Source organism: Paenibacillus sp. WC2504 (assembly GCF_052682475.1).
In genome coordinates, this window is sequence record NZ_JBQZFH010000001.1 from 4,682,853 (window position 1) to 4,695,257 (window position 12,405).

General features: G+C 48.7%; 15 protein-coding genes. 5 read left to right on the forward strand and 10 right to left on the reverse strand.

The annotated features are described in order from the left end of the window. Positions 1-31: 31 nt before the first annotated feature. The 6 genes from ACUN27_RS21125 to hrpB form a co-directional block, all read right to left on the reverse strand. Positions 32-1,711, reverse strand: a complete 1,680-nt coding sequence (locus ACUN27_RS21125; RefSeq protein WP_315949728.1) for a ribulokinase — start codon at positions 1,709-1,711, stop codon at positions 32-34. A 79-nt stretch (positions 1,712-1,790) separates the two neighbouring features. Next, positions 1,791-2,888 (reverse strand): GntR family transcriptional regulator, encoded by a 1,098-nt coding sequence (locus tag ACUN27_RS21130; RefSeq protein WP_315949727.1) that lies wholly within the window; start codon positions 2,886-2,888, stop codon positions 1,791-1,793. 398 nt (positions 2,889-3,286) lie between these two features. Beyond that, positions 3,287-3,931, reverse strand: coding sequence for a class I SAM-dependent methyltransferase (locus ACUN27_RS21135; RefSeq protein WP_315949726.1), 645 nt, complete (start codon positions 3,929-3,931; stop codon positions 3,287-3,289). Positions 3,932-3,968: 37 nt separating this feature from the next. Beyond that, a complete protein-coding gene (locus tag ACUN27_RS21140; RefSeq protein WP_315949725.1) occupies positions 3,969-4,232 on the reverse strand; it encodes a hypothetical protein in 264 nt (87 codons plus the stop codon). Next, a complete protein-coding gene (locus ACUN27_RS21145; RefSeq protein ID WP_445559557.1) occupies positions 4,225-4,962 on the reverse strand; it encodes a hypothetical protein in 738 nt (245 codons plus the stop codon). Before ACUN27_RS21145 ends, ACUN27_RS21140 begins: the two co-directional genes overlap by 8 nt. A 43-nt stretch (positions 4,963-5,005) precedes the next feature. Further along, entirely contained in the window at positions 5,006-7,498 is a 2,493-nt protein-coding gene (gene hrpB, locus ACUN27_RS21150) for an ATP-dependent helicase HrpB (protein ID WP_445559558.1), read from the reverse strand. A gap of 194 nt (positions 7,499-7,692) precedes the next feature. Between hrpB and ACUN27_RS21155 the strand changes: the two genes are divergently transcribed. Continuing rightward, on the forward strand, positions 7,693-7,947 hold the full coding sequence (locus ACUN27_RS21155; protein ID WP_315949722.1) for a YpbS family protein: 255 nt from the start codon (positions 7,693-7,695) through the stop codon (positions 7,945-7,947). Between the two features lie 14 nt (positions 7,948-7,961). Continuing rightward, positions 7,962-8,126, forward strand: coding sequence for a hypothetical protein (locus ACUN27_RS21160; protein ID WP_315949721.1), 165 nt, complete (start codon positions 7,962-7,964; stop codon positions 8,124-8,126). Between the two features lie 432 nt (positions 8,127-8,558). Here the strand turns inward: ACUN27_RS21160 and ACUN27_RS21165 are convergent, their stop codons facing one another. From ACUN27_RS21165 to ACUN27_RS21175, 3 genes are read right to left on the reverse strand one after another with little or no spacing between them, the layout of a single operon-like run. Then, positions 8,559-9,197 carry an NUDIX hydrolase gene (locus tag ACUN27_RS21165; protein WP_315949720.1) on the reverse strand — a complete coding sequence of 213 codons (639 nt, stop codon included), beginning with the start codon at positions 9,195-9,197 and terminating at the stop codon, positions 8,559-8,561. A gap of 36 nt (positions 9,198-9,233) precedes the next feature. Next, positions 9,234-9,488, reverse strand: a complete 255-nt coding sequence (locus ACUN27_RS21170) for a DUF2164 domain-containing protein (RefSeq protein ID WP_315949719.1) — start codon at positions 9,486-9,488, stop codon at positions 9,234-9,236. A gap of 11 nt (positions 9,489-9,499) precedes the next feature. Further along, complete coding sequence (locus ACUN27_RS21175) at positions 9,500-9,808, reverse strand: Dabb family protein (protein WP_315949718.1); 309 nt, start codon at positions 9,806-9,808, stop codon at positions 9,500-9,502. Between the two features lie 200 nt (positions 9,809-10,008). On the opposite strand from ACUN27_RS21175, the gene ACUN27_RS21180 reads away from it, so the two are divergent. The 3 genes from ACUN27_RS21180 (at position 10,009) to ACUN27_RS21190 (ending at position 11,744) form a co-directional block, all read left to right on the forward strand. Beyond that, positions 10,009-10,185, forward strand: coding sequence for a hypothetical protein (locus ACUN27_RS21180; RefSeq protein ID WP_164819703.1), 177 nt, complete (start codon positions 10,009-10,011; stop codon positions 10,183-10,185). Positions 10,186-10,330: 145 nt separating this feature from the next. Next, positions 10,331-11,320: a YpdA family putative bacillithiol disulfide reductase gene (locus ACUN27_RS21185; protein WP_315949717.1), complete on the forward strand. Its 990-nt coding sequence runs from the start codon at positions 10,331-10,333 to the stop codon at positions 11,318-11,320. Positions 11,321-11,441: 121 nt separating this feature from the next. Next, the gene (locus ACUN27_RS21190) at positions 11,442-11,744 is read left to right on the forward strand and encodes a hypothetical protein (RefSeq protein ID WP_315949716.1); all 303 of its coding nucleotides are present in this window, start codon (positions 11,442-11,444) and stop codon (positions 11,742-11,744) included. Positions 11,745-11,807: 63 nt separating this feature from the next. Here the strand turns inward: ACUN27_RS21190 and ACUN27_RS21195 are convergent, their stop codons facing one another. Further along, positions 11,808-12,371: a DNA-3-methyladenine glycosylase I gene (locus tag ACUN27_RS21195; RefSeq protein ID WP_315949715.1), complete on the reverse strand. Its 564-nt coding sequence runs from the start codon at positions 12,369-12,371 to the stop codon at positions 11,808-11,810. Positions 12,372-12,405: the final 34 nt, after the last annotated feature.

Consider the following 12,405-nt stretch of genomic DNA (forward strand, 5'->3'; position numbering starts at 1 on the left):
TCCTTGGATAATGGGAATGGATGGATGTGAATTAGTGCCGCGCTTCCTCACGGATTGCACGAAGACGTTTCATGACATCGTTCTCTCCGCGGCCGAAATAATCGTGCAGCTTGCTGTACTCTTGGTAAAGCTTCTCGTAAACGACGACATTTTCCGGAATTGGTTTAAACGTATCTTTACGTACGCGCGCCATTTTTTGAGCGGCATCTACGATACTATCGTAACCGCCGTTAGCTGCGCCTGCGGCTACGGCCCCGAACATGGCGGCTCCTAGCGCCGGCGTTTGTTTGGAATCCGCGACTTTAATCTCACGATTCGTTACATCCGCATAAATCTGCATCAACAAGCGATTTTTTTGCGGAAGTCCGCCGCATGCGTACAATTCCTGTACCTCAACGCCATTATTGTGAAAAGCATCGACGATTTTACGAGTTCCAAAAGCGGTTGCTTCCAGCAGCGATCGATAAACCTCTTCCGGCTTCGTCAAAAGCGAGTAGCCCAGAATAAGGCCATTAAGCTCCGTATCTACCAGCACAGATCGATTTCCATTCCACCAATCCAACGCAAGCAAACCTGTTTCACCTGGTTTGTAAGCGGATGCATGACGCTCCAGCCATTCGTGCACATTCGTTCCTTCTTGCTCTGCCGCAGCTTGCACATAAGCAGGTACTCCCTGTTCCACGTACCAAGCAAAAATATCCCCTACAGCGGATTGCCCAGCTTCGTATCCCAAATATCCTGGAATGATGCCGTCTTCAACAACACCGCACATACCCTCAACTTCCCGCTCCTCGGTCCCAAGAAGCATATGGCAAATCGAAGTTCCCATCGCCATCACCAATTTGCCCGGTGTTACAACACCGACACCCGGTACAGCCGCGTGGGCATCGACATTCCCTACAGCAATGGCGATACCTGGCTGTAAGCCCATCAATTTAGCCATTGATTCCGTTAATTCGCCGGCTTTGGTGCCAAGCGCCACAACCTCGCCACGAAGCTTCGTTTGAGTGACATTCTCCAGCCGCGGGTCCAACGCTTTGAAGAATTCATTGCTCGGAAAACCCTTCTTCTTATGCCAGATTGCTTTATAACCGGCCGTACAGCTGTTACGCACAATATCAGAAGCGCCTGTCATTTGTGAGACAACCCAATCCGTCGCCTCCAGGAAGCGATCCGTTTGCTCATAAATGTCAGGAGCTTCATTCAATATTTGCCATACCTTCGCGATCATCCATTCCGATGAAATTTTACCGCCGTACCGAGGCAGGAAATCTTCGCCCCTACGTTCAGCAATTTCATTAATCAGGTTCGCTTCGTCTTGAGCGGCATGATGTTTCCACAGTTTCACCCAGCTGTGCGGCTGATTCGCCAGCTCCGGATTAAAGCAAAGCGGTTGACCTTGCGCATCCACCGGAAGCATCGTGCAAGCTGTAAAATCGATACCAAGACCGATGATGTCCGCTGGGTCAACGCCGGAAGCTTGCACAACAGCGGGTACTGAACGCGTAAGTACATCCAGATAATCTTGCGGATGCTGAAGCGCCCAGTCATATTCAAGTTTAACGCCGGAATTCGGCAGTTTCTCGTCAATCACATTGTGCGGATAAGGGGTTACATGATCTGCAACCTCTGTGCCGTCACTCAAATCAACCAGAACGGCGCGTCCGGATTCCGTTCCATAGTCGACGCCAATTGCATACTTCTTAGACATAGAGAACCTCCTTCGATTTTCCAATCCCTATGTCCAGTATAGCACTTGTACGTACAAGTTGGCTAGATGAAATTTTTCCTCAGTAAAGACGGATCGTAGACTCCCTAACCAGGAGTTCAGGCTTATAGATTTTGCCTGTCTCTCTTCCCGTTACTCGCTTATTCTCAATCATATCAATTAAAAGCTCAGCAGCATCTGTGCCTAGCTCGGTTTTGGGATGCGAAAGTGTCGTTAATTTCACTTCCGTCGCCATCGCCAAAGAAGAGTCGTCAAAACCGACTAACGAGACATCTTGAGGCACCTGAAGCCCTAAGGTACGTACAGCTTCAAGCAAGTGGACAGCGAGCTCATCGTTATAGCAGACGAAAGCCGTTGGACGCTCGTCCTCATGGCCTAGCAGCGAGAGTGCATGCTCATAAGGCTTCTGCCTTTTTTCCTCCGTTGTGTAGTGGATGACAAGCTCCGGTACTAAGGGAACCTGGTAATGGTGATGAGCGCGAATAAATCCTTTCAGGCGATTGACCCCTTGCAAATCATCCGTCTTAAAAAATCCGGCAATCTTGCGGTGCCCCAGCTCAATCAGATGCTGCGCCGCCTTAAAACCGCCCTCTTCATCGTCGACAACTAGAGACGGGCAGTTCATCTCCGGATAACGTTCATTGATCATCAAATAAGGGATATGCTGATAGTCGAGCGAAAGATAATAGTTAAGATTCGGGTTGCCTTCCGCACTTTTCGTAGGTTCTATAATCAGCCCGCTTAGGGGCTGACTTAACATCATCGTCAAACTTTCCTTTTCCTTGTCCTTATCGTTGTCTGTCGACGACAAGACAAGTCTGTAGCCTCTTGCACGTAAAGCTGATTCCGCTCCTCTCACAATGTGAGGAAAAATATAATCGGATATATACGTAGTCAAGATGCCGATCGTCTGTACATCACGGCTTTTTTGCGTTTGGGGCGTAGAGACGAAAGTACCTTTTCCCTGCATCCGGTACAGCCAGCCCTCTTGCTCCAGTTCGCCAAATGTCTGGCGCACCGTTTGACGACTCATTTGAAACTGTTCGGCAATTTCGTTCTCCGACGGCATCTGATCGTTCGGTTTCAATCTCCCCGTATGAAGCCAAGTTAATATTTCCTGTTTCAACTGCAAGTATTTCGGCATTTGCTTTTCTTTCATGTTTCACTTTCACCTCAGGCGTTTGATTCTGAACGTATTATAACACTCGCTTAACTTGTATGTACATATTGTGGAGTTCACCGTAAACCTGCAAAGCTATGTCATATCCCGAATAGTACTTCGACTTGATTAGAAGGAAAATCTACAGCTATTCTGAGCTGTTTCGGCTGTAAACTAGGAATTAACTGGATAAACTCCATCAAAATCTTTGATAGCAGGCTGAAAACTACATTCTTTGTTGAACTTAACAAGAGAAAATCAGGTTACTTGCGATAAAGTGGAAAAAACTGTACAAATTGCAGGAGTAATCGGCGTTAATCGCGACTGCACTGTTGTCTCTCATCCAACCAGTCTCACACCACTAAGCTTCCGAAAAATCAACACAAAAACCCGTGAGGTCACGGGTTTAATTGTCTGCGCTTCGCGATGATCGACTGGTAATTGGGCTGCATTTCCGGCATCTGCAGCACATGAAAACGCTCAAGAGCGAACACCTCGCGCACCTTCTTCTGAATGTGCTCATCCTCATAAAAAGCAAAAAATCTTTGCGGTCTGTACGAATCGTTCTCCCAAATCCCTTCGCTTTCGTACCCGCCATAGAGGCCTAAGTAGAAGAAACCATCAGGCTTCAGCACGCGCTCAACGTTCCTGAGCACTTGCAGTAGGTTATCTTTCGGTACATGCAGCAGCGTGTTCATTGACCAAACGGCATCAAACGAAGCTGGCTGCAAGTCCAAGGCAAAGAAATCCATGACATAAGCTTCGAGTCCTTTTTCACGGCAAATGGCGACCATCTCTTCAGACAAATCGATGCACACCACCTCGCAGCCGTGTTCCCGCAAATAGTCAGCTTGATGACCCGGCCCGCTCCCTAGATCCAGCACACGCTTGCTGCTGCCGCCAGCCTTATCCAATCTGGCTAGAAAATCATTCAGCTCATCTATCTTCCACTGCTGCATCGTCTCGCCGTCGCGCTGTCTAGCTTGTTGGTCATAACTCGCCTTAAGCACCTGTTTGACCCCAGAATCATTCGACGAATCCAAGTTTCATCATCCCCCTTTATGTCTGAGCATGATCTAACTATTTTTCTAAAACCTGAAGTCCCGCATTCACAAGCAGATCGAACCACTCGTCTTCTTCCAGAAGCTCTTCAACCGCTTCAATATCCTCTTCTTTACCGGATTCACTCAAAAAGTTCAGCGCATAACTCCAATCATCTTTGCCACGCAAGCTTTGCAGCGTAATTTCATAGGGATGCTCGTGACCTTCTACGCTAAACTGTACGTGACCAAGGTAACCCTCCGCTTTGCTGTAATCCATATTTGCTTTTAAAATGTTAAACATCTTCATCTTCCTTTTCTTTAAAATGTTCCTGCTGTTGTTGGGACAACCACGACCAGATGGACGCAATCGTCGTTTGCAGATTCGTTGCATCCTGCCATATGTAGGGATTGTGATCTCTAAAATAATCCGCATGCCCGCCAATCATTGGCAAAGTTTCCCTGTGAATGGGCGCATGCTTCAATCGATGCCAGCGAAATACGCCAAAACGAGACTTGATCCAGCCTCCCCAAGTGCCCAGCCGCGGAATCGGATCTACTTTTTGATCCATAGGATTGACCCCATGGATACATAGTACTCGATCCTTCAATTCAGGAGAAATTGCACATTTCGGCGATCCGATTTGGATCACCCCAAGAACGGGAAAACCGGCTTTTATTAAAGCCTCTGCCGCTTGAACAGAAGCAACAGCACCCGCACTGTGCCCGATAAAAAGCAACGATTGACGAGGGTTCCACTGGTCTGTGACTAACTTAGCTAGGCTTTTGCCACCATATCGCGAAGGCTTCCGGTGGGCATTATTCCACATATCGCTTGTTATTTCGCGAAGCTGCTTTTGCCGCTGCCGACTCCAATCTCCATACGGAAAATGTATCACAACGCGGGCACGTTTACCCGCCTCTTCAAAGCGAGTGGCCAGCGCTGCGCCAAAGCGGTCCAAAAAATCTGGCGCCGTAGCAAAGCCGGCCGTTATATAGATGACGATTTCCTCCGATTCGGAGTGAATGGTCATGGATCACTCAGTTCCCTTCACGGCACCCTAAGTGCCAAATAAGTCAAACACGCGGTTTCGCTCGATTCGTCGGCATTGCGGCCATCGGATCGTCCGGCCAATAATGCTTGGGATAACGGCCTTTGAGATCTTTTTTGACCTCGAAATAAGCCTCGCGCCAAAAGCTCGCCAAATCCTTCGTCACCTGAACGGGACGCTGTGCCGGCGATAATAAATGCAGGGTCAGCGGCACCCGGCCTTTGGCAATTCGCGGAGTGTCCGACAACCCGAACATTTCTTGCAGACGCACAGATAAAGTCGGCGATTCTGTCACGCTATAATCTACGGGAATACGCGAACCGCTTGGTACTTGAATGTGTGTTGGCGCCCACTCATCCAACCATCGCCGCTGCTCCCATGTTAGCATTTCCTCTAATATATTTGTCAAGTTAAGCCGCCCAAGGGCACCTTTACTTGTCATCCCGAAGAGATGCGGCGCTAACCAATCTTCCAGTGCTTCGAGCAGCGCGCCTTCGCGCATATCGGGCCATTCGCCTGCATGATGATGATGCAGAAAAACAACTCGCTCCTGCAGCTGGCGCGCACTGCGGCTCCAAGGCAGCAGCTCCAGCGACTCAGCCCGAATGCCGGCAATCAAGGCTTGCACGAGCAGCTCTGGATCAGGCTCCTGCAAGGGCTTCTCTTTCAGTATAATCGCGCCTAATCTTAGGCGCTGTCGGGCTCTGACTGCGCCGGCCGCTGCATCCCAAAGCACTTCCTGTTCCTGCAGGAGTTGATCTCCGAAAGCTTGTAGCAGATCTTCCTCCTGTACAGGGGCAGCAAGAAAAATTCGGCTTTCCGCACCGTTGTCATCCAACTCGGCCGCCACGAGATAACGTGCGTTCGAGAGTTCCTGCAGCTCAGGCAGCACGGCTCCACGCCCGCTGCTGAGCAAGAACCGCCCTGCCGATCGCCGCTGCGCGACGCGATCGGGGTAGGCGAAGGCGAGCAGCAAGCCGCTCGCCGATGCCCGCTGCTCGCTCGGCCGCAAGCCGAGCGACTGCATCAACCCTTTGGCCTCCGCCGTAATCCGGCGGCATAGGCCAAAGTCAACGTCCGCGCGCTGCTCACCCTGTGCAGCGCGCCAAAGCACTTCGATGCGGGTGCACACATCCGCATCACGGCCTCGAGCGCCCGCCAGGATGTCGCGCTCGCTCAGCATAACGGCGAGCTCGCACGCCAGCGCACCAAGCTTAAGCGGTATGGCTTGCAGCACCATGTGCGCAAGCCGTGGATGCAAGCCTAACGCCGCCACACGCTTCCCGTGCGGTGTTAGTCCGCCGTCCTCGTGCAGCGCGCCGAGCTGCACGAGCAGTTCCCGCGCCTGCTGATAAGCAGCAGCAGGCGGCATGTCCAGCCAGACCAGCTCCGCTGGGTCTGTCACGCCCCAGGCGGCCAGCTCGAGCGCAAGCGGCGCCAGATCCGCTTCGCGGATCTCTGGCGTGGAGCTTGGCGCTAGCTGCCGCTGCTCGGTCTCGGTCCACAGGCGGTAACACACGCCTGGACCGAGACGGCCGGCCCGGCCTCTGCGCTGATCGGCAGAGGCGGCGGACACGGGCACCGTCGTGAGGCGAGTCATGCCGGTGCGCGGTGAAAAGCGCGGCACCCGCATGAGGCCGCTGTCGATCACAACCGTGACGCCTTCGACGGTTAAAGAGGTCTCGGCGATCGAAGTCGCGAGCACGACCTTGCGGTGCCCTGGCAGCAAGCAGGGCGCCAAGGCGCGATCCTGCGCTTCCTGTGCCATATTCCCATAGAGAGGTGCGATTTCCACCTCTTTTCCCAACTGCAGCGCCGCTAGGCTGCCCGCCACGCGATGGATTTCCGCTGCGCCCGGAAGAAAAACGAGCAAGCTGCCTTCATTTGTTTGTAAGGCTTGGTGAATGCTTTTGACTACTGTAGTTTCTAGTTTTTCCTCTTGTTTCGCATTCAAATAATGCGTGGCCACGGGATAAGCTCGCCCTTCACTTTGAATAATCGGAGCTTGATCCAGCATGTCAGCTACAGGCTCAGCTTCAATTGTCGCAGACATGATGAGAATTCGCAGGTCTTCCCTTAGAAGGGTTTGCGATTGACGGCTCAGCGCCAAGCCCAAATCTGCATGAAGACTTCGCTCATGGAACTCATCAAAAATAACAATCCCCACCCCCTCCAGGGCAGGGTCCGTTTGAAGCATACGGGTAAGGACTCCCTCCGTGATCACTTCAATCCGTGTTTTCGGTCCGACACAGGTATCATTTTTAACGCGGTATCCAACGGTCTGTCCAACAACTTCACCCAGAAGTCGCGACATATAACGGGCCGCAGCGCGCGCTGCCAATCTCCTAGGTTCCAGCATTAAGATCTTCTGGTTATGCAGCCATGTTTCTTGCAGAAGAGCAAGCGGTACTTGCGTTGTTTTCCCCGCACCCGGCTGAGCGACCAGCACTGCGCACGCCTGGGTTCGCAGTGCCTCCTTCAATTGCGGGAGAACCGACTCAATCGGTAATGTGTTCATTTCTTTCACTCCGAGCTGTCAATAAGTCTTATAATCGATTGATTCGTACGCATTGATCTGTTTTTAGGTCTTCACTCTGAAATGTCTGGATATTTGTCGATTATTATTCGGAATTCGGCTTGTAAAAACTGTTCCTGACCCACTCAATCGTGTATACTGAAGGAATATCTGGTCACGAAAAGGAGAACTTGAAGATGAATGTACACGAAGCGATAACCAAACATTCGAATGCTCAGCATCTGCACCTCGTGCGTTTTGCAGAACTGGACGCGCAGCGCGAGAGTGCGATTGATGCAGCAGTAGCACTGTGCAAAAGCGGACAGCCATTTACCGTTGATGCAATCAATGCGGTTACGGCTCAGATCATCGCCCACGCCAAAGAAGGTATTTCTCCTCTACGTTCTTATGTAACCGAGGACATGGTACGTGATTACGTAAACAAAGGGTAGGGAGATAAAGATCGATGGGAATACTCACATTTGTAGCAATGCTAATTATAGGATCGGCTTTTAGCGCCGGATTCTTGCTTTTGTTTAAACGTAAAATCGCGCTTGGAATCGTTTGTTTCGGACTCTCCATCGCAGGTTATATCGTTTACTCCTACATAGCGAATAAATACTTCGTTTAAATTGTTTTGGAGAACCGGTCGGCTTAACCGACCGGTTCTTTTATCTATTTGGGGTTCAGGCGTAAGCGAAGCTTAGCACTCCACCCCATGAATTTGCTGCTATTGCTTGAGCGGTTCCTCCCTGGCAGAACAAGGGGAACTACAGGGCGCTATTTCATTGAAACAGGCTCTTTTTTGCGCTTAGGGGAACTGTGGTCCTCTATTTATCCGTTTACATAAACAAAACAGGATTTGGCGGTTAAATAACGCCCTGTAGTTCCACTTAAACGCGGAAACGGGCTGAACTCGCCAGAATAGCAGACTGTAGTTCCTCAAGGATGTATCGCTCGCTAGTATGAGGTTACCCCCTCCGCCAAGCGTCGCAGTAACGCTGAGTTTTTAGCGGCAAGGGGAGTTCTCCACCGGCGCTATTTCATCGAAATAAGTTCTTTTTCATGCAAACAAGTCATGTTTCCTTAACGTTTGAAAAACAAGATCATAATAAGCCGCTGGATGTGGGACCAAATCATTCACAGACACAAGCAAACTCGTTTCCTCCAGTTGTCCGTTTCGTCCTGTTCGATAGCCCGCTGCTTCTAATTGTCCGATTTCTCCATGCACCAAACGCTCTAACTCCGCTGCACTCACTTTAAATAAACCGGTTACCTCATCTGCCTGTAAAACATATTTGTCCAGAGATTGATCGCAGCGGTAAATAAAAACATGGCAAAACTCACGATCGATAAGATGTTCGGACATCAGATCCTCTTCAGCAAAAAGTCCGCACGGTATCAGTGCATTGAAGTCCACGGTCAACCCCAGCTCTTCCTTCATCTCGCGAGCGCCATCTTGAACGGTTTCCCCCGCTGCTAGATGTCCTGCACAGGAGATGTCGAGCAGATTCGGAAATAAATCCTTATCTGGATGTCTTAACTGAAGCAACAGCGCAGGCTCTTCACTTTCCAGACTTACAATCCAACATTGAAAAGTAGCATGCCATAAACCTTTTGCATGAACCTCGGAGCGTGGCGCTTGTCCAAGCCAATTCATTTTCTCATCATAGATATCAAACATTTCTTCGGACTTATTCAACGTGCTCTATTCCTCCTCAGACCAACCTGACACAAGCTATCTGCGCGTTTTTTTGGAGATTTTCATCGCGTACAGATCGTCTTCCAAGACACTCATTCTATCCATTAACGTCTTGCTGGCATCTTCAATCGCCTGATTATAAATAGGTGCCGCCACTTGTTGGATCATATAGTCTAACAGTTGCTCCGCCGCTAAATTGCCCATCGTAACACCATGATCATTTTCCATATGTTCCTGCAAGTCGCTGATCAGTATATCTTTCTCTTCCTTGGGTAATTTGAATGGTTTCATCTTGAAGCTCCTTATTCGTATACAGTTAAATCAATTTCTTGAAAACGGCTGACTTCATTTACCCAACGCTCTGCAACATATTTCGTATGTACGGGATGAACATTATACGCGTCATAGGCCGCTTGATCCGCAAAAACCATTGAAAATCCGAAATCATAATCCGTCTTGGCACTCACTTGACGAAATACTTCAAATTGCTCGACCCCAGGTATGGCCGCAAGTTCTTGTGCGCTTTCTTTGAGAAACTGCTCCGCTTCGGGAGTGTCCTTGCCAACTTGCAAATTAAAAACAACCATATGTTTAATACGCTTTGAATTCATCGTCTCATGTCTCCTTTTTTATCCAACTTCACTTATTATAGCGGATTTTGTTGGTGTGAACTACACAACCTCAAGATCAGCTTTCATGCATGTCTCTAAAGAGATTTTTCGCGCTCCTTCCTTATTATGGAGAATAAAATTGTCCCCAAGTGTACACGTTAAGGCTGAACGTTAATCTGACGCAGAAAGGATGGCAAACGATGGAAAACAAAAAACATACCGGCAACTACAAAGGAACAACGAATATGAATGCAAAAAATCAGGACATGGAGTTCGTGAATGACACGTTAGAGAATGCACCTAGTATCACCCCCGTCAATTTAGCTAAAGACGATATTAGCGAAAGTGATGAGGGCCATCAATTGAATCAGAAGTAATTCAGGCAGCGTAAATGAAGGGCAGATTGCTTTCCGAAATTTATCGGTCGGCTCTCTGCTCTATTTTTGCTTGCCCGAACTTGGCATCCCCTTCAGCTTGCGCTACTATAGGATGAGGGAAATGCTAAGAGGAGGTTGTCATACTTTGGAACAAGTTATCGTCGTAGGGGCAGGGCCTTGCGGATTGTCCGCCGCCGTAGCTTTGCAGCGTGAAGGGCTTTCCCCCTTAGTGATAGAAAAAAGCTGCATCGTGAACGCAATCTATTTGTATCCTACGTATTTACAGTTTTTCAGCACACCGGAGCTGCTCGAAATTGGCGGCTACCCTTTCTCCACCCCTCATGAAAAGCCATATCGCCAAGAAGCACTGGTTTACTATAGAGAGGTCGCCAGAAGAGAGCAGCTTCGTATTAATTCCTATGAGGAAGTTGTTTCTATTGAACCAATAGAGACAGGATTTAGCGTCCATACCGCTGATCAATTTGGCAAAAAGAAAGTCTATACAGCTAAGAAAGTTATTGTAGCTACCGGTTACTTTGATCATCCTAATATGCTTGGAATCCCTGGAGAGGATCTGCCGAAAACGACGCACTATTACAAAGAAGCGCATCCTTATTCGGGTACTAAGGTGGCCATAATCGGCGGAAACAACTCCGCTGTAGATGCCGCCATGGATTTACTTCGAGTAGGCGCTGAAGTCACGGTTATTTATCGGGGAAAAGATTTCTCGGCTAACATTAAACCATGGGTCCGCCCTATTTTTGAAAGCATGGTGAACAAAGGAAGAATCCAGATGTGGTTTGATTCCCAGGTTGAACACATTGATGAACACTCCATCCTGGTGCGAAAAGAAAGCGAGCGAGTCACCTTGGATAATGACTTCGTGTTGGCCCTAACCGGCTTTCGACCTGATCGCGAGCTGCTGACTTCGCTCGGCGTCGGTTTTCACGAAGAAACGAATGCTCCGATTGTTAATCCCGAAACGATGGAATCGAGTATCCCGGGGTTGTATGTCGCGGGTGTCGTGGCTTCCTCCAAATATGATGCGAACGAAATTTTCATTGAATCAGGCCGAATGCATGGTTTAGCGATTACCAAACATATCATGTCCACAATTACCCTTCAATCTAGCTGATTGAAGGGTTTTTTCTATGAAAATATTTCCTGTTTTTCATAGACCCCTCTTCCAATGCGAACATTTGTTTGATATAATAAAAACAAGAACAAATGTTCCATTTAGATGAGGAGGTAGTTACATGATGAACGCCAGTCACAATTTCCGGTTTATTGAGAGAGATTATTGGTACCACAAGGCATTGTGTGACACTGACCATCTGCTCCCTGGACAGATTGACGCCATGCTGGATGAAGCACATACTCACTATGCCGATTATACGTTCAAGTTCTATGACGACGGCTCCGTGATTATCATAGACAACGACACGAATAACCGAATTAAGCCAAGAGAATTAACTGGCGCCGTTTATGATTTTTACGTGCGCAAGCGGATCTATTTAATTAAATATAATTTGATGGAGAAACAACTCCAATATGCCTGAGTGAATGCACACAAAAGGCCATCTGCTAGGGACTTTCATCCTTAACCGATGGCCTTCTCCTTTTTAATTCACACCGTGATAACGAAAGCACTTTTGATTATGATCGTTCACCATGCCAACGGCTTGCATATACGCGTAGCAAATCGTTGAACCTACGAACTTGAAACCACGTTTTTTCAAATCCTTGCTCATGGCATCTGAAATCTCCGATGTCGCCGGCACATGACTCATGTCCGTCCAGTGATTCATGATCGGTTGACCGCCTACAAATCCCCATATATATTGGTCGAAAGACCCGAATTCTTGCTGCACTTTCAGATAAGCTTTCGCATTCTGGACTACGGCTGCGATTTTCAATCGATTGCGCACGATCCCGGGATGCAGCAGCAGCTCTGCCAGTTTCTTGTCATCATACTGTGTGATGATTTCCGGATCAAATCCATCAAATGCTTCGCGATAACCTTCCCGTTTTTTCAATATGGTATACCAGCTTAATCCAGCTTGTGCCCCTTCCAGATTCAGCATCTCAAACAATTTGCGATCATCATGGACCGGAACTCCCCATTCATGATCATGGTAATTGACATATAACGGATCCTCATTGACCCAAGAGCATCTGACCGTCATTTTATACACTCACCTCATCTAGATATCGAACACT

Bases quoted from the DNA above. Each gene is read 5' to 3' on its own strand.
- ACUN27_RS21125 (WP_315949728.1), bottom strand. From the start codon at position 1,711: ATGTCTAAGAAGTATGCAATTGGCGTCGACTATGGAACGGAATCCGGA.
- ACUN27_RS21130 (WP_315949727.1), bottom strand. From the start codon at position 2,888: ATGAAAGAAAAGCAAATGCCGAAATACTTGCAGTTGAAACAGGAAATA.
- ACUN27_RS21140 (WP_315949725.1), bottom strand. From the start codon at position 4,232: ATGTTTAACATTTTAAAAGCAAATATGGATTACAGCAAAGCGGAGGGT.
- ACUN27_RS21145 (WP_445559557.1), bottom strand. From the start codon at position 4,962: ATGACCATTCACTCCGAATCGGAGGAAATCGTCATCTATATAACGGCC.
- hrpB (WP_445559558.1), bottom strand. From the start codon at position 7,498: ATGAACACATTACCGATTGAGTCGGTTCTCCCGCAATTGAAGGAGGCA.
- ACUN27_RS21155 (WP_315949722.1), top strand. From the start codon at position 7,693: ATGAATGTACACGAAGCGATAACCAAACATTCGAATGCTCAGCATCTG.
- ACUN27_RS21160 (WP_315949721.1), top strand. From the start codon at position 7,962: ATGGGAATACTCACATTTGTAGCAATGCTAATTATAGGATCGGCTTTT.
- ACUN27_RS21170 (WP_315949719.1), bottom strand. From the start codon at position 9,488: ATGAAACCATTCAAATTACCCAAGGAAGAGAAAGATATACTGATCAGC.
- ACUN27_RS21175 (WP_315949718.1), bottom strand. From the start codon at position 9,808: ATGAATTCAAAGCGTATTAAACATATGGTTGTTTTTAATTTGCAAGTT.
- ACUN27_RS21180 (WP_164819703.1), top strand. From the start codon at position 10,009: ATGGAAAACAAAAAACATACCGGCAACTACAAAGGAACAACGAATATG.
- ACUN27_RS21190 (WP_315949716.1), top strand. From the start codon at position 11,442: ATGATGAACGCCAGTCACAATTTCCGGTTTATTGAGAGAGATTATTGG.
- ACUN27_RS21195 (WP_315949715.1), bottom strand. From the start codon at position 12,371: ATGACGGTCAGATGCTCTTGGGTCAATGAGGATCCGTTATATGTCAAT.